Source organism: Bacillus sp. BF2-3 (assembly GCF_008368795.1).
GTDB lineage: Bacteria > Bacillota > Bacilli > Bacillales > Bacillaceae_G > Bacillus_A > Bacillus_A cereus.
The window spans coordinates 18604-36157 of sequence record NZ_QOSA01000059.1; the positions used below are offsets into that span (position 1 = coordinate 18604).

Consider the following 17554-nt stretch of genomic DNA (forward strand, 5'->3'; position numbering starts at 1 on the left):
TATATTCCTCCCTTTATGTACATTCTCGTTGTTAATTATCTATTCAAAAACATATCTAATTCTTTCGCTAAAGACTGTACTGCTTTCTTTCTTAATACATATTTTCCGTCATGTATATCAACTAACTTCGCTGCACGTAACAATTTCAAATGATGGTGTACAGTCGATTTACCGAGTTGCAATCTTTCCGTTATTTCCTGTAATGTACGTTCTTTTTCAAACAACATTTTTACAATTCGCAATCTCGCTTCATCTCCAAGAGCCTTATATTTTTGAACTAAAAAATAATTCGGTTCATACGGATCTTCAGGATGAATACTTTCATTCGCAACTGGATAATGAAATACTTTCGTATCATCAATATCTGCTTCAATATTCCACGGTCTGTACGTCATTTGCGGAATAAGAAGTACGTGATGAACACTTGGCTCTGGCATATAGTTCACTCCGCCAGTCGCCCACTCGACAAACTCTTCCGGCTTCATCTTTTTATTCATTTCATTTTTTGCTTCATAATCTCGTTTTAATATAGAAAGTATTTCTTCTTCCTCACTCTTAATTACACTCTCATACCACCCTGTCATTACAGCGATTAAATGAGATTTCAGCACTTGTACATCTACATCACATATAAAGCGAATGTACGTAGAGAAAAACTGATGATCATGTGTTAATTCCTTTAGTTCATGTATTGCAGTTCCATCTCTACTTGCGGCTAAACGTCTTTTTTTCTCATATTTCTCCCCTAAAAACGGTAAACATATATACTTCAAATCTTCTTCTGAAAGTGAATCGATTTTAGCATGAAACTGCGATACACCCTGTATGTCTTCTTCATACAACAACTGAAGCAATGCTTTCCACGTATTATTTTCTTCGACAAATTGTAAGTGCTCTCTCATTTCTTCTGTTAATGATTTCTTAATTTCTTCCCATTCATTTTGACTCTTTTCAAGTGTATCAATTAACCTCTTATGAGTACTTGCTGCAATGCCAAGCGCACATTCGAAAAGTATCGAATATTTCACTTGAACGTTATAAGTTTCCCTCTTTCTACTCGTTATGTGATAGACCTCCATTTTTATCCCCTCCTTGTTTGCTATATATCAAATTCTATTTTTATCGAATTTAACCTTCTATATTTTTAGAATTATTTTGCGACTTCAAAAAAACTCTAATCCATGAGCAAATAGAGAAAGGTTTATACTCTTTTTCATTCTGACTCAATTAAAGCCTTGATTATTAAGTATCATATTAAAAAGAAGTTTTTTAATGGCTCTGTTATAAGTTGTCTTTCACCCTCTTGTGCAACTATAGAAAAGGTTTATTGAAGAGAAAAGAGAATTGGTTTTATTAAGAAAAATGAACAGGAGGCTATACGAATGGGAAGAAAAGAAATGTTGCAAAATGGAGTCCAACAAGTTTTTTACGAAGAAGAATGGTACCCACCAATATCAGAAGCGTTAAAGAATCTTACGGTTGAACAAGCATGTTGGCAACCAGAAGGTGCTGCCAGTAATACGATTTGGGAAAATGTGAACCATTTATTAATCTTTAAAGAACGCCTACTTTCCCGTTTACATGAAGACGACACATTTGTTGCTCCACAAAATAATGATGAGACGTTTATCCAAGGTGGACCTAATGATGATGCCGCTTGGCAGCAAACCGTAAAGCGAACGCTTCAAGTACATGATGCCTTACAATCTTCATTAACCGCCCTTCAAGAAGCAGAACTAGATCAACTAAGTCCTTCTCTACCAGTTTGGCAACAATATATGAATATCCTTTTGCATGATGCTTATCATACAGGACAAATTATACAGCTTCGGAAACTTCAAGGTTCATGGCCAACTCACCGTTCTTATTTATAAAGTGAAATTTTAATCAGCTCTTACCAATCGTGATTTTGCGGGCAGCCCATCCCCACCTCACTTCTTTGCTTTCCTTGAATTTTGAGGTAAAAATCTTACTGCCCGTTAATGCGGAATAAACGATGTTTAAAATCGCATACGTTTAATATCCAACAAAACAATTGAAAACAGCTAATTGTTCGATAATTACTGCGATTGCTCAAAATAAAGCAAATTAAAATACATTGATTCCTAACATAACTTACATGCTTCATAACTTCTAATCATAATCCAAATTTGGAAGAATAGATGCTTTTTTATATACAAATAATAACTCTCAAGGAGTTGTTGACATGCATTTCATATTGAATATGTTAGGGATTTTCGTTGTCATATTAATCATTTTCTTATGTTCGCCTAATAAAAAACATATAAAATGGAGACCGATTGTAATTCTCATCCTATTGGAGCTTTTTATTACGTGGTTTATGTTAGGCACAAAGCTCGGCAGTATTATCATTAATAAAATTGCGTCATTTTTCAGTTGGCTACTAGCATGTGCGAATGAAGGTATTCGATTTGCATTTCCTTCAGCTATGGAAAGTCAGCACATTGATTTCTTCTTTAGTGCGTTACTTCCTATCATTTTTGTTATTACTTTTTTCGATATTCTTTCTTATTTCGGAATCTTAACTTGGATTATTGATAAAGTAGGTGCAGTTATTTCAAAGATTTCTCGTTTACCAAAGTTAGAAAGTTTCTTTTCGATTCAAATGATGTTTTTAGGAAACACCGAAGCACTTGCGGTTGTTCGTGATCAATTATCTGTTTTAAAAGAAAATCGATTATTAACTTTTGGAATTATGAGTATGAGTAGCGTTAGCGGATCCATTCTTGGTGCTTATTTATCAATGGTTCCAGCAACATATATTTTCAGCGCAATCCCATTAAACTGTATTAACGCATTAATTTTAGCCAATGTATTAAATCCTGTGGAAGTTTCGAAAGAAGAAGACGTTGTTTACACACCTTCAAAACATGAAAAAAAGGATTTCTTTTCTACTATTTCAAACAGTATGTTAGTTGGGATGAATATGGTTATCGTTATTTTAGCTATGGTAATTGGTTATGTAGCTTTAACAGCATGTTTAAATGGGATTTTAGGATTTTTTGTAACGGGGTTAACAATTCAAAAAATCTTCTCCATTATCTTTAGTCCTTTTGCATTTTTACTCGGTTTATCAGGCAGTGATGCTATGTATGTAGCTGAATTAATGGGGATCAAAATAACGACGAATGAATTTGTTGCAATGATGGATTTAAAATCAAACTTAAAGTCGCTACAACCGCATACGGTTGCGGTTGCAACGACATTTCTAGCTTCTTTTGCTAACTTTAGTACAGTAGGTATGATTTACGGAACTTACAATTCATTATTTGGCGGAGAAAAATCATCAGTCATCGGTAAAAATGTTTGGAAGCTTCTTGTTAGCGGGATGGCTGTTTCTTTATTAAGTGCTATGCTCGTTGGGCTATTTGTATGGTAATTAATTTTTATAATAAAAGACACCCAAGCCAATTGAGTGTCTTTTATTATTATTTTCGAATTTGCCCATTTCCACGAATCACATATTTTGTAGAAGTTAATGCTGGAAGCCCCATTGGTCCTCTTACGTGTAACTTTTGTGTACTGATACCAATTTCCGCTCCGAATCCAAATTCGGATCCATCTGTAAAACGAGTCGATGCATTATGATAAAGTGCCGCGGCATCTACAGAAGTAAAAAACTTGCTGACGTTTTCCTCGTTTTCAGTAATAATTGCTTCAGAATGCATAGATCCATACGTATTTATATGATGAATCGCATCTTCAACAGTGGAAACCACTTTCACTGCTAGTGTGAGAGATAAAAACTCAGTTTCCCAGTCTTCTTCTGTCGCAAGTAAGATAGAAGAATCAATCGCCACTGCTTTATTATCACCACGTAGCTCCACTCCTCTTTCCTTCAAGGAAGAAAACAACTCGCTACCATATTGCTCTGCCCAATTCTCATGAAGTACAATCGTCTCAATTGCATTACATACAGATGGACGCTGTGTTTTTGCATTTATAATAATATTAAACGCCATTTGTTTATCTGCTGTTTCATCAATGAATATATGACAATTTCCCGCACCTGTTTCAAGTACTGGAACAGACGCTTCTCTCACAACAGTATCGATTAATTGTTTGCCACCTCTTGGAATAAGAACGTCTAGATAATCCTTCATTGTAAACAACTGCTTCGCGCTATTTCGCGTTGTATCTTCTATAAGCTGTACGCTTTCTTGAGGTAAGCTTGTTAGTTTGAGCGCTCTGTGAATAACGGCAACGATGGCCTTATTAGAATGAATAGCAGAAGAACTACCACGTAATATGACTGCGTTTCCTGTCTTCAAACAAATTGTAGCTGCATCCACTGTTACATTCGGTCTTGCCTCATAAATCATGCCTATAACACCAAGTGGTACGCGCATCTCCTGAATAGATAGTCCATTTGGCCTTTCCCATGCACTTACACATTCTCCTACAGGATCACGTAATTCAATTAGCTGCTTAATCCCCTCTGTCATATCAATAATACGATTTTCAGTTAGCAGAAGACGATCAAGGAGTGAATCAGAAAATCCTTTTGCCTTACCTTCTTCAATATCCCTCTTGTTTTCTTCTAAAATATAAGCTGTTTCTAATATTAACTGATCAGCTATTGCGGAAAGTGCTTCGTTTTTTTGCTCTGTAGATTTAAGCACAAGCTCTCTAGCAACCTCTTTTGCTTTTATCCCCTTTGCCAACACTTCATTCATTTTTATTTCCTCCTTTTTAAAGTGAAACCCAATGATCCCTATGGATGACTTCATAACTATGTCTCTCGCCTCTTACTTGAATATCTTGGCTTTGCATACCTTTTACATCTCTTAGTTCCTCTGCACTATATGTGCATTGTCCTTTTCCTATTACGCGCCCTTGTTGCGTTACAACCTCTACAACTTCACCCACTTGGAAAAATCCTGATACATTCGTAACACCAGCTGGAAGTAAACTCTTACCATGCTGAATGATGGCAGTAGCTGCCCCAGCATCTACTTCAATTTGTCCGCTAACAAGCGAATGTAAGGCAATCCATTGCTTGTTCATCTTCATTTCTTTTTGAGGAGCATTACCAACATACGTTCCATCACCCTTACCCTTCAAAACATCTACAAACTTTTCCTGTCCACGTCCTGTTCCGATAAATACACTCACACCAAGAGAGAGCGCTGTCTTTGCAGCGTCGATTTTTGATTTCATACCGCCAGTCCCAAGTTTTGAGCCAGCATCTCCTGCAAGAGAAGAAATTTCTTCCGTAACTTCAGGAAGAAAATAATATTTTTTTGCATCCGGATTTTTCTGAGGATTTTTGTCATATAACCCGTTCACATCCGTAAAGATCATAAGCATATCCGCCGAAACAAGCCCGCTTACTAAAGCTGACAGCATATCATTATCACCGAACGTCAGCTCCTCTAAAGAGATGGAATCATTTTCATTAATAATTGGAAGAGCGGAGCGGTTTAATAATTCTCCTAACGTAGCGTAAGCATTACTATATTGTTCTTTTCTAGAAAAATCACTCCTCGTCAGCAAAAGTTGCGCAGTAACGATGCCATATTTACGGAATTCCTCCGTGTACGCCTGCATTAACAAACTTTGTCCGACAGCTGCTGCAGCCTGTTTCCCTTTAATCGTTACAGGTCTGCTAGGATATCCTAGCGCTGAAAAACCTGCAGCGACGGCTCCAGATGTAATTAACACAACCTCGTGCCCCTCTTCTTTCAACCGAGCCAATGCGGCAACGTGATCTGAAAGCTGTTCTGTAGAGATGCCTCCGTGACTATCTGCCAAGGAACTACTCCCAATCTTTACAACAACTCGTTGTTTTTTCACTTTTTTATCCCCCAAGTCTAAAATCAAAGTTTTTTATAAATTACACTTCATTCACTTTGTAACTATATCTATTCTCATCAATGCTGCAATGAGGTATTTAAGAGCAAAATAAAAATGACCGCTTCGCCCTTAATAAAATAAAAAGGACGAAACGGTCATTGTTCCGCGGTACCACCTTAATTGATATACATAGATATCCACTTGGTGCCTATAACGCAGGCGAACGCCTAAACTTTCATTTAAGACTCAGGGATAGGTTCGATATATTCTATACGAGGAATCTTTCAGCCGGTGAATTCCACTCTCTTTCGCAAGAAGACATATGTACTAATTCCCTTCAACGATTTTCAATCTAATTTTTTTATATTATGCGATATAGTTCGATTCGGTGTCAAGAGGTATTTTTAAAAATAAATAGAGCCGCAAGTTATTTGTATGAAATTATCGCCCTACTGAATGAAAATACAAAATGATATAAGTTTAACTCATATTCATAAACATAAAACCTTACATTATAGTGTATATATTTACATAATGTCGAATATAATTAATTTTTATCTTTTAGTGTTGCAAAAAGGAATATATTCTCTTAGAATGTTTCTTTATATTGCACAGGGATGTTATTCTTATTCTAAGAAAATAATATCAAACCGATATAATTGATTATAAAAGGAGCAAGATTGAGTTATTATGGATAAACAAATTGGATTCATCGGTTGCGGAAATATGGGAATGGCTATGATTGGCGGAATGATAAACAAAAATATAGTGTCTTCAAATCAAATTATTTGTTCAGATTTAAACACTGCTAATTTAAAAAATGCTAGTGAAAAATATGGGCTAACTACAACTACCGACAACAATGAAGTAGCTAAAAATGCTGATATTTTAATTTTATCAATCAAACCAGACCTATACGCGTCAATAATTAATGAAATAAAAGAAATAATCAAAAACGATGCTATCATCGTTACGATCGCTGCTGGGAAAAGTATTGAAAGTACTGAGAATGCCTTTAATAAAAAAGTAAAGGTTGTAAGGGTAATGCCTAATACTCCTGCTCTTGTTGGAGAAGGAATGTCTGCATTATGCCCGAATGAAATGGTGACAGAAAAAGATTTAGAAGATGTACTAAACATTTTCAATAGTTTTGGTCAAACAGAGATCGTAAGTGAAAAATTAATGGATGTTGTCACATCCGTAAGTGGTTCTTCACCAGCTTATGTATATATGATTATAGAAGCGATGGCAGATGCTGCTGTACTAGATGGTATGCCAAGAAATCAAGCATATAAATTCGCTGCTCAAGCTGTGTTAGGCTCTGCAAAAATGGTACTAGAAACAGGAATACATCCAGGTGAATTGAAAGATATGGTTTGTTCTCCTGGCGGAACGACAATAGAAGCTGTAGCAACATTGGAGGAAAAAGGACTGAGAACAGCGATTATTTCAGCTATGCAGCGTTGTACGCAAAAGTCTGTTGAACTATCTGGTCAAACTAAAAAGTAAAACTGTAAAAGAGATCGCGTTAGCTATGAATTCATATGAATTTAATTAGAAATTCACTACATGATAAACGGCCAAACTCATATATAATTGAGTTTGGTCGTTTCAGTTTTAATTATATTAAAATAATTTCATTCAAATCTTCTTTACAGGTTCTGTTTTATCCCTTACCTATTCCCTACTATGATTGTGTAATTTTATTAGAAACTAATAATTTTTCAATGCACTTCGGTAACATATCTAATAGCGTTTCAAATGCGTAGTTTACATCTAGACGTTCTGTCCATTGATGTGCATCTTTTCCTACCGGCCCCATATTTAATACTGGAACATCAAACTCTTCTAATTCCTGAAGCGGAATTGAATAACCTTTATCCCATAATGGCATATTGTCTACAAGCGAACTCATTGAATCCAGTGGATACTGCAAGCCTACATAACTTAAATCTGAAATCCCCCCAAAATAATTTTGGTTTTCAAATGTAATTTTATGATTGTAGTGTGCATACTTTTCCATTTCTACAACTACCTCTTTTATTAAAGGATTGTTGCGTGAACTCACAGCTGGATAGTACGGCGGAGCGAAGAAAAGTACAATCATCGGTGCCTTTTCTTTACATAAAATCGCTAATTTATCTACTAAATCAATGGTTACCGCACGATCATCTTTATCTCCTCTATTTTTTATAATATTAGATTGAATATGATTTATTTTTTCTCGTCCATGTTGCTCAATTGCATATGTGATAAGCTCTTCATAAGTTAATACATTTACTTTGAGATTAGGTGGTATAAATGGATTATATTTAGAAAAACGATATGCATGTTTTTCATACGACTCTTCTATTTTCTCTGCTACTTTCGTTACTTTTTGACGTAACAATGAAACTACATCTGTCATTGATTTTTCTAATAAAAACAAATTAAATAATGTAACTGCACGATGCGGAATTTGTACAGAATAATCCTCTTTTAAGTCCCTTTGAAGTAAGTTAGTTGGCGGAGGACTCGCTTCCCCTTCTACAATATCACAAAGGTCTGTGTTTAACTCTAATTCTGCTGTTATTAATGAAGCCATATAACTCCCATTTAACCCTGCAAAAGGTTCACCTACATGTGTCTCTTTTCCGTAGCAAAGAAAACCAGGTAACACTTTACCAATAGAGCCAGTGTAAATATACTTATTTTGGTCACCAGGATGTCTTGAAAACATAGGCTCTGAGTTTAGTACCGTTTTATACTCTAAATCATGTTCTCTTGCTAACTCTAGTAATCTTGGAACAGCAGCTCTCATCCCTACAGAGTTTACTTCTTCATCTGGTACAGCCAATAAAAGAACATTCCCATCAAATCTTTCTTCGCAAGCTTGCTCAATCATTGCCATTTGTAATGCGAGGCCGCATTTCATATCCATTGTTCCTCTACCAAACAGCCATTCTCCATGTTCTATATCTTCACGTACATGGTCTGGAAGTTCATCTTTATGAGAATAAAACATAGATGTTAACTTTTTAGGATTAAATGCATCTTCTTTCCACATTCCGTAATCTTGTACATCTACAACATCAAAGTGACTTACTAGAATTACAGTATTTTTTGTACTATCGCTTTTCTTTACTAGTGCTGTAACAAAATATCGTCCGTCCCCTGTCGGATTTTTTTGCAAATGGTGCGGGTTTTGTTTGAAATACTGTAAGTCAGATAATTGTTCCACAACAAAGTCTGGCAATATTACTTCAGCTTCTGAACCGGTAATACTAGGAATTTCAACAAGACTGCTTAATAATTGAACCAATTGTTCTTTTGATTGCCACTTTGACATATAAATCCCCCTATTTTCCGCATTATGAAAACTAATTCCAGTATATGAATAAAAAATGACGACAGCTATCAAAATTATAGTTCTGATGTACTGCCGATTTTTATTGATATTTCATGAGCCGCTTGTTTTACCTTGCTAATAAGAAAAGATAGTCGATCATCATTAATACGATGACTAATTAACCCAACACTTAATGCTCCTACTACTTTATGATTAAATCCGATAATAGGTGCAGCTACTGAAGCTGTCCCTTCTGTTTTTTCACCATAACTGACAGCATATCCTTCATTTTTTATTTGCTTTATTTGATTAAGAAGAATTTGCTTTTGTTCTGGTAATGAAGGAAGTAAATACTCTACAATATGTTCCATTTCATTCGTTTTCATATTGGCAAGCATCGTTTTATTTGCAGCACCAATTGAAAGTGGAATTTGTTCTCCTAGATTATCGATAACTCGAATTTTTAAAGGACTATCAATTCTTTCAATGATAATAGAATGTGTTCCGTTTGGAATATTCAAATAGACACTTTCTTCCACTTCAGAAGCCAAACGTTTCATCACTTCTCTCGCAACAGATCTATAGTCTACCTTCTCCAATTGACGCAACCCTATTTCCATCCACATTGGTCCAATTTTGTACTGTTTTGTCTCTGTAATTTGTGTAACTAACCCATGCTCCATTAGAGAGTTAAGTAATCTATGTACTGTACTAACCGGGAGATGTGTTCCATCAGCTATATCAGAAATAGCCCAATACTCTTTTTCATTTGTAGAATTCAATAATTTAATAATACTTATCGCTCGATCAATGGACTGTACCATAACTCGCCTCAACTTTACTCGTAATATGTTAGTACGCTTAATTAACTATCAATTTAGCAAACATTCGAAATGAAATCAATCTATTTATTTAATTTTCTAACAATAAAAACATATCACTAACAACGAATTGAAAACGCAAACAAAAAAATATTGACTTTTCTTTTTAATTATCTGAAAATTATAACAAGATTTCACATCACGGAATACATTCCATAATACGGAAAAACATCAAACGTTATTCTATCAACTACGAAAGTGAGGAAAACAATGGCGCAAGTAAGCAATACAAACAATGAATTAAAACGTACGATGAAAAGTAGACACTTATTCATGATTGCACTCGGTGGTGTGATTGGAACCGGGTTATTTAACGGATCTGGCTTTATTATAAGTCAGGCTGGACCTGGTGGATCCGTACTTGCCTTTATTGCTGGTGGATTATTAATGTATTTCGTTATGCTATGTCTTGGTGAACTTGCTGTAGCCATGCCTGTTTCAGGTTCTTTTCAGGAATATGCTACTAAATTCATCAATCCTGCAACTGGCTTTACAATCGGATGGTTGTATTGGTTAAGCTGGGCGAATACGACCGGTCTTGAATTTACAACTGCCGGTATTACAATGCAGCGCTGGTTTCCTGATATTCCTGTTTGGGTTTGGTGTTTAATATTTGGCGTTACCATCTTCACTATTAACGCATTATCTGCTCGTAGTTATGCAGAAACAGAATTTTGGTTTTCAAGTATAAAAGTATCTGCCATTATAGCTTTTATAATTCTTGGTGGCGCCGCTATGTTCGGTTTTATTGATTTAAAAGGCGATGAACCAGCTCCACTTCTTTCAAATTTCGTAAATCATGGTGGTTTATTTCCGAATGGACTTGCAGCTATTCTATTAACAATGGTTACAGTCAATTATTCCTTCCAAGGTACAGAGCTTGTCGGAATCGCAGCAGGTGAAAGTGAAGATCCAGCAAAAACTTTACCTCGTTCTATTAGAAATATTATATGGCGCACAATGTTTTTCTTCGTCTTAGCAATCTTTGTTCTTGTTGCTTTAATTCCTTGGGAAGAAGCTGGATTAACAAAGAGTCCATTCGTTGCTGTTTTTGATAATATCGGTATTCCATATGCAGCTGATATTATGAACTTTGTTATTCTTACTGCTGTTCTTTCTGTCGCAAACTCAGGACTATACGCTGCTACTCGAATGCTTTGGTCTTTATCAAAAAACGAAATGGCTCCAGCATTTTTAAAGAAATTATCATCACGTGGGATTCCTCTCAACGCTTTAATCATGACAATAGCTATTTCTGCTTTTTCTCTTTTGACAAGTGTAGTAGCTGCTGAAACTGTTTACTTGTGGCTCATTTCAATTTCCGGAGTCATTACCATTATTGTTTGGATGTCAATTTGTGTTTCTCAATTCTTTTTCCGCAAACATTATTTAGCAGACGGCGGAAAATTAGAAGACTTAAAATTTAAAACGCCACTTTATCCACTCGTACCAATTCTTGGTTTTGGATTGTATGGCATTATATTAATCAGTCTTATTTTTATCCCAGAACAACGACTTGGAATCTATTGCACTGTCCCATTTATCATCTTTTGCTACACTTACTATCACTTTAAAGTTAAGAAAAGAAATTCTACTAACACTCATAGTGAAACTAAAATTAGCGAGACTTCGTAATATTTGACTATACATAAAAGACTACACATGGCGTTTCACTTCATGTGTGGTCTTTTTTCATCATTTTAATATGATTTCATCTGAATTTAATGAATATATCCCCTTTCCTACAAAAGTAGTAGAGTGTTCATTTAAACACTTACTACCTCAGTGGGATTTATCACATTTCAATATAATAGCAAATAGGTATATCGGATATAGATGTACATTACTAGGCTTATACATATTTCAACTTTAGAATTATATTCACTATTCAATTGGTAGTTACCAATAAAGAAAGAAAGGAATGATCATAATAATACAGAACATATACGAAACTCATTTACATGTAAGAAATTTAGAGAAGGCAATAAATTTCTATCAAAACAAGCTAGGATTAACGTTAGCAAGAAAACTCTCCAAAAGAAGAGTGGCTTTCTTTTGGGTCGGAGAAAATAAACAACAAATGCTTGGACTATGGGAAGTACATAACATTGAAGACTTTGAGCCGAGACATTTTGCTTTTGGTGTAAATTTAGAGTTTTTAATGACTTCTAAAGCGTGGTTAGAGGAACGTGGAATAGCAGTGATAGGAAGTCAAGGAACAGGAAATCAAGAGCCAATTGTCCAAAGGTGGGTGCCTGCTGCAAGTGTATACTTTCTAGATTGTGATGGAAACAAATTAGAATTCATTTCTATGCTACATGAGAATCCAGATGAATTAGAATATGCGTCCTATTTAAGTGTATGGAATGCGGAACACCAAGAAAAATGAATGGAATTTTCGTTCAAGTCTTTTCTTATTTTTGGATATAATGTTGTACGATCCCCCCTTTTACTATGAATTTGTTAACATAATGCATTTACTGTCATCTTATATTTGTACTTACGTACGAGCAATTCCTAATCTGCTTCAATTACAATTTGAATTATGTAAATTTTCCTCTTATCTGGCATCTACTCTTTAAACACAAACTCCCCTTAAATCGAAAATGATTAAGGGGAGTTTTATATACGATGCAATTATAGTTCAGATTTCACTCGAACAGAAACATTATTTTTAATTATATTTTTGACATCTTTAAAGCTAACAAAATTGTTACTTTTCTCATCCCAAAGACGGAAACGTAGTGATTGTAAGCTTGTAGCAAGCGTAATCGTTGGTACATTTTTTAACGGAAGCGTATTATTGTGTGCCTCTTCTAGTTTATAGTTAGGTACCCTTGGGCTTAAATGGTGAACATGATGGAATCCAATATTACCAGTTAAGAATTGCAAAATTTTAGGAAGCTTATAAAAAGAACTTCCTTCCACTGCCGCTTTCACATATTCCCAATCTTTATCCTCTTCAAAATAAGAATCCTCAAATGTGTGCTGTACGTAAAACAGCCAAATCCCTACTGAACCTGCTATTAAGAATATAGTACCATGTACTAACAGAAACGATTGCCACCCAATTGCCCAGCAAAGTATAGCTACTACAGCAACAATTATAATATTCGTCAAATAAGTATTCATACGTTCTTTCTGCCTTGCACCTTTTCGGTTAAATCTATTTTTAAGCAAGAAAACATAAATCGGACCTAATCCAAACATAACGAATGGATTGCGATATAAGCGATATGCTAAACGAAGTCTAAATGGTGCAGCTACATATTCATCAACTGTAAGCGTCCAAATATCCCCTGTACCCCTCTTATCCAAATTACCACTCGTAGCGTGGTGAATAGAATGTTCATGCCCCCACTGATCAAATGGGAATAATGTTAAAACACCCATACACGTTCCAACTATTCTATTTGCACGTCGACTTTTAAAGAACGAATAATGGGTGCAATCATGAAAAATAATGAAAATTCTTGTCATAAATCCAGCGGCTAACAGTGCTGGAACTAATGTTAACCAATAAGAAACTGACAAACTTTTATAAGCAAGGTACCATAAAATAATAAATGGCACGATTGTGTTGATCAGTTGCCAAACACTTTTTTTAATCGTTGATTTTTCAAAAGGAGCAACTTGTTTTTTTAAATTTTTAGTATTTTCTAAGGTCATTGTTCTAATTCCTTTCCTTTTTGTTGCTAATTCATATTATAGCACACTATTAGTATCAGGTGTTAAAAGTAGCTATAATAAATATTATATACTATGAAAATCTCTTTTTTCTTACTCATTACTTACAAATTACTTACGCCCAAAATAGCTTCTATAATTGGACAGGCGGAGTATTTTATTTATAAAAGAAACTTCGAATTTTTCCAATAAGTACATAAAAAAACAGCAAGTTTTTTCACAAGAAGAAAAAAGCTGCGATAAGTCAGTTTCACCGACTTATCGCAGCTCCTCTTCGTTTTACCTTATTTTATCGATGAAGCCACACTGCACCTGCAGACTTGTCTTCAGCTTGGCCTACCACTTCAAACTTCAGTCCTAGTTTCGGTAACTTACGTCCTGCATCAGGAATAATGCTGTTGATGTATTGCTTAGAATCATCAAATTTTGCCACTCCTGGTAATCCTTTATAATCGAAGATACCGCGAGTTGGTGAATTTACTTTCCATGCTGGTGTTTGATCAAATGAGAATGCCGCATCGGCAATTTGGTAACGCGTACTGCTCTTCACAGTAGGTTGTCCGTTTAATGTCCCTACAATTGCCTCTGGATGAGAATCTACTACTCCTAAGAACCCTTCACCTGGATGAACGCCTACCCAGTTATCTGTAAAGCTTTGATCCGCATACCATACAACCATTCCTGTATTAAATACTGGGCCACGTGCATGTTGTAACGCAATGTCAGAACCAGCGTAATTTCTCCACTCTACATAGTAATTATGTTTTTTCTGTTCAAATCCGTTAGACACAGTAAAGCCTTTTAACGTCATTGCTGGCTGACCTTCTGCATCATCAGAGAAAACAACTTTTCCATCTACAGTTAATGCTGCATTATCTAACGCAAACCCTTTATAAGCTACTGCAATATCTGTTAAGTACTCAAATTGCAGTTTTACTTTTTTTCCTTTGAATTGGCTTAAATCGTATGATTTATCAACCCACTTACCATCAGTTGTATCCGCGCCGCCTTTTACATCTTTTTCGCCCATTCTATCAATGCGTGTCTTCGTTCCATCTTCTGCAATCGCATATACGTCAAGGAAATCATACTTCGCTTCAAGTTCGTAAAATGCCTTATAATCGAACTTAGCATCCTTTGCATTTGTTAAGTCAAATACTGGTGTCTCAAGTGTTGTATGAATGTCATTTCCTTTTGTACTGTAATAGAACTTCTTACCAAACGCTGATTCGATATTTTTTATATCTTTGTCCGGCAAGTTAACACGAACGATTCCAGGTCGTTTAGATTTTGTAGTACTTTGATCTACATATGTCGCAACACCGATTCCTTTGCTAAGTTTGTCATAATCTACTTCAAGGATATTCGCCCAGTTCCCCTTCATATTCTTTTGGAAAAATTCTTTATTTTGTGGTGAGAAACTCGTTGGCTCTGTTCCTGCAATTTTTCCAGCCCAGCTACCACCACTCATAATAGACCATGACTCAACAGGTTCACCTTGTCCTGAGTACTTTGTATCATATTCATCTGGTAAGCCTAAATCATGGCCATACTCATGTGCAAACACACCAACTGCCCCGTCTTCAGGCTCGATTGTATAATCATATGCAGCCATCTTTCCGCCCCAGTTCGAAACAGAAGATTTCGTGCCATCAATTGCATATGGTTTTGAACCTAGTTTTGAACGATGTGACCAAATCGCATCATCTTTCAATTTACCGCCGCCAGCTTCTTGACCAACGCCAGCATGTACAACCATTAAATGATCAATAATGCCATCTGGCTCATTTTTATTTCCATCACCATCTTGATCGTATTGATCAAATTGGTCATAGTCTGCTAAATTGATTCCTTTTGCTACCGCTGCTTTTAATGCTTCTTTCACAAAATCTTTTGGTCCTAAAGGCCCCTTGTTATCATGCCCAGTACCCGCATCAGCACCATAATCTGATGCTTTTCCTGGAACAGTAAGCCATTCTGTTACAGTCCCATCAACTGTGTAGCTACCACCAGATTGTTCTTCATAATATTGCTTAAATGTGTTAATCTTCGATCCATCAAATAAAGTAAATGGTTCATCACCAAATAACATTTTTTGATAATGTTCACGATTAAAGTCTTTAGAATACATGTATCCTGGCTCTTGATCAATATTGTTATGCTTAAAATCGCTAAATTCTACAAGTAAAACAAGTACTTTATCTTTTCGAACAGCTCCATTGTATTCTTCTTGCTTCGCTGATGTAGTAGGTACTTTTCCATTTAATTTCCCAGGGTTCAATGCTGCACCTTGTCCAGCTACTGGGCCTACTTCAGGCTGCTGCGCCTGTTCATTTTCCTTCATTTTTGCATCTTTTACTTTTTTCATAAAATCAGAAGCTTCTTGCGTAAGACTATCTCCTGTTAAAATTTCTTTCCCAGGGTTTTCCCCTTTCTTTTTCTCAACATATTTTTCGACAGCCTTTGACGTCTCAGCTTGCGATGCAGATTGATCAATTACCCCCCGTTGTTTTAGCGCTTCAGCCAAGCGCTCCTCCGGTATTAAGTGCTCATCTATTGGTAGAGATGATGTTGGTGTCTCAGCATGCGCTGCGTGACCTCCAAAAGCAAACGTACTACTTAGTACTGCTGCTGTTGTTAATACCGCTAATGGTTTTAATTTCTTTTTCTTTTTCAATGTATTTCCTCCCCAGTGTCTGCAAATTATCGTTTTTTGCCGATAACAACATAATATTCGTTATAATACGAATATTCAATCTTTTTCAACAAATAAAATGTTGAGAAATATTTTTTATGAAGGGTGAAATACATACAATAGAAAAACAAACTCACCTATAAATAACAGTGAACTTTTTTAGTAAAAATAAGAATTAAATATTCTCTATACTATTTAATCTATGGGTTACCATATTACTCACTATTCTCATTATTACAAGCTAATAGTGGTTCGTACATCATTATAGCGTGATTCTCTGTTACATATTGATCTTCTATTAACTGTTTCTGTAGATTATATACTTTACGTTGAATCACATTATGTCGTATATAACCGCCCCAGTATGCAGGTTGAATTGAGTGTTCTTTCTCATACACTTCATATTGATAAAGTTGCGGATAGACTGTTCTCCATTCACCAACTAAATGTTCATCTGTCATATAAAGGTGAAGTTGATACGGTTGGTCCGTTTCATTTTTAATTTGTAAATCCAAATAGTTATAAGAACAAGTCGCCCCACTCCCAAACGGTTGAGTTCGCCTAGAATCAGGAAAGACATCAAAGCTATGACGATATCGTTCGGTTACTGTCAGTGGTGTATGTAAAGTCATCCAATATATTAAATTCGAAAGCTGACAAAGACCTCCTCCAATACCTGTTTGAAAAGATCCGTAGTGTAATACCATACCTTCTACATACCCTTTTTTCTTCGTTGGCTTACCTATTAAACGCCAGTAAGAAAATGTTTCTCCCGGTCTAATGACGATATCATTTAGTTTTTTAACAGCAATTTTCAAATTAACAACCTTATTCTGTTGATACCACATATCTACATCTTTGAGCTTACGAAGTAATATCGTTTGGTGCTGAATTGCTGTACAAGGTAGCTTTTCTTGTTGGAACCTTTTTGCATATGTTTTTCCGTCTGCTAACCACTGAATGTACCTCTTTGTAGAGTAATACCACTTCCCTAGCATAATGCGATACTTAGACCGCTGTTTAGGACGTAAGTGCACTATATTCATTTTATTCCCTCTCTCTTTCTTCAACTAAATTCTAATATATTTCTAATTCAATAAACTACAGTTTTCTTAGCTGCATAATAATTTTCGCAAAAAAAATAAT

General features: G+C 35.5%; 13 protein-coding genes and 1 other annotated feature. Of the genes, 5 read left to right on the top strand and 8 right to left on the bottom strand.

Going from position 1 to position 17554, the window contains the following annotated elements; genetic code table 11:
• Positions 1–35 precede the first annotated feature (35 nt).
• Complete coding sequence (locus DN401_RS29040) at positions 36–1079, bottom strand: ArsR/SmtB family transcription factor (protein WP_149288117.1); 1044 nt, start codon at positions 1077–1079, stop codon at positions 36–38.
• 303 nt (positions 1080–1382) lie between these two features.
• On the opposite strand from DN401_RS29040, the gene DN401_RS29045 reads away from it, so the two are divergent.
• Positions 1383–1874: a DinB family protein gene (locus tag DN401_RS29045; protein ID WP_000532733.1), complete on the top strand. Its 492-nt coding sequence runs from the start codon at positions 1383–1385 to the stop codon at positions 1872–1874.
• Between the two features lie 332 nt (positions 1875–2206).
• Positions 2207–3400 (top strand): NupC/NupG family nucleoside CNT transporter, encoded by a 1194-nt coding sequence (locus DN401_RS29050; protein WP_000545479.1) that lies wholly within the window; start codon positions 2207–2209, stop codon positions 3398–3400.
• Between the two features lie 49 nt (positions 3401–3449).
• On the opposite strand, the gene DN401_RS29055 is transcribed toward DN401_RS29050, so the two are convergent.
• Entirely contained in the window at positions 3450–4697 is a 1248-nt protein-coding gene (locus DN401_RS29055; protein WP_001006608.1) for a glutamate-5-semialdehyde dehydrogenase, read from the bottom strand.
• A gap of 16 nt (positions 4698–4713) precedes the next feature.
• Complete coding sequence (gene proB, locus DN401_RS29060) at positions 4714–5817, bottom strand: glutamate 5-kinase (protein WP_000744809.1); 1104 nt, start codon at positions 5815–5817, stop codon at positions 4714–4716.
• 139 nt (positions 5818–5956) lie between these two features.
• Positions 5957–6167 (bottom strand) — a binding site (T-box leader).
• Between the two features lie 340 nt (positions 6168–6507).
• On the opposite strand from proB, the gene proC reads away from it, so the two are divergent.
• Entirely contained in the window at positions 6508–7326 is an 819-nt protein-coding gene (gene proC, locus DN401_RS29065; RefSeq protein ID WP_000360723.1) for a pyrroline-5-carboxylate reductase, read from the top strand.
• Positions 7327–7504: 178 nt separating this feature from the next.
• On the opposite strand, the gene DN401_RS29070 is transcribed toward proC, so the two are convergent.
• Both DN401_RS29070 and DN401_RS29075 read right to left on the bottom strand, forming a co-directional pair.
• Positions 7505–9145, bottom strand: coding sequence for a M20/M25/M40 family metallo-hydrolase (locus DN401_RS29070; protein ID WP_000049571.1), 1641 nt, complete (start codon positions 9143–9145; stop codon positions 7505–7507).
• A gap of 74 nt (positions 9146–9219) precedes the next feature.
• A complete protein-coding gene (locus tag DN401_RS29075; protein WP_000250758.1) occupies positions 9220–9969 on the bottom strand; it encodes an IclR family transcriptional regulator in 750 nt (249 codons plus the stop codon).
• A gap of 267 nt (positions 9970–10236) precedes the next feature.
• Here DN401_RS29075 and DN401_RS29085 point away from each other — a divergent pair, with 267 nt between their 5' ends.
• Positions 10237–11661 carry an amino acid permease gene (locus DN401_RS29085; protein WP_000079991.1) on the top strand — a complete coding sequence of 475 codons (1425 nt, stop codon included), beginning with the start codon at positions 10237–10239 and terminating at the stop codon, positions 11659–11661.
• Positions 11662–11956: 295 nt separating this feature from the next.
• Complete coding sequence (locus DN401_RS29090; RefSeq protein ID WP_031312742.1) at positions 11957–12415, top strand: VOC family protein; 459 nt, start codon at positions 11957–11959, stop codon at positions 12413–12415.
• Positions 12416–12663: 248 nt separating this feature from the next.
• On the opposite strand, the gene desA is transcribed toward DN401_RS29090, so the two are convergent.
• The 3 genes from desA to DN401_RS29105 all read right to left on the bottom strand — a co-directional run bounded on the left by desA (position 12664) and on the right by DN401_RS29105 (position 17454).
• Entirely contained in the window at positions 12664–13695 is a 1032-nt protein-coding gene (desA, locus tag DN401_RS29095; protein WP_000171504.1) for a Delta(5) desaturase DesA, read from the bottom strand.
• A 307-nt stretch (positions 13696–14002) separates the two neighbouring features.
• Entirely contained in the window at positions 14003–16390 is a 2388-nt protein-coding gene (locus tag DN401_RS29100; RefSeq protein WP_000727439.1) for an immune inhibitor A domain-containing protein, read from the bottom strand.
• 233 nt (positions 16391–16623) lie between these two features.
• A complete protein-coding gene (locus DN401_RS29105) occupies positions 16624–17454 on the bottom strand; it encodes a VanW family protein (protein ID WP_001028241.1) in 831 nt (276 codons plus the stop codon).
• Positions 17455–17554 lie beyond the last annotated feature (100 nt).

Coding starts and splice junctions, on each gene's coding strand:
- DN401_RS29040 (WP_149288117.1), bottom strand. CDS start 1,079: ATGGAGGTCTATCACATAACGAGTAGAAAGAGGGAAACTTATAACGTT.
- DN401_RS29045 (WP_000532733.1), top strand. CDS start 1,383: ATGGGAAGAAAAGAAATGTTGCAAAATGGAGTCCAACAAGTTTTTTAC.
- DN401_RS29050 (WP_000545479.1), top strand. CDS start 2,207: ATGCATTTCATATTGAATATGTTAGGGATTTTCGTTGTCATATTAATC.
- DN401_RS29055 (WP_001006608.1), bottom strand. CDS start 4,697: ATGAATGAAGTGTTGGCAAAGGGGATAAAAGCAAAAGAGGTTGCTAGA.
- proC (WP_000360723.1), top strand. CDS start 6,508: ATGGATAAACAAATTGGATTCATCGGTTGCGGAAATATGGGAATGGCT.
- DN401_RS29070 (WP_000049571.1), bottom strand. CDS start 9,145: ATGTCAAAGTGGCAATCAAAAGAACAATTGGTTCAATTATTAAGCAGT.
- DN401_RS29075 (WP_000250758.1), bottom strand. CDS start 9,969: ATGGTACAGTCCATTGATCGAGCGATAAGTATTATTAAATTATTGAAT.
- DN401_RS29085 (WP_000079991.1), top strand. CDS start 10,237: ATGGCGCAAGTAAGCAATACAAACAATGAATTAAAACGTACGATGAAA.
- desA (WP_000171504.1), bottom strand. CDS start 13,695: ATGACCTTAGAAAATACTAAAAATTTAAAAAAACAAGTTGCTCCTTTT.
- DN401_RS29105 (WP_001028241.1), bottom strand. CDS start 17,454: ATGAATATAGTGCACTTACGTCCTAAACAGCGGTCTAAGTATCGCATT.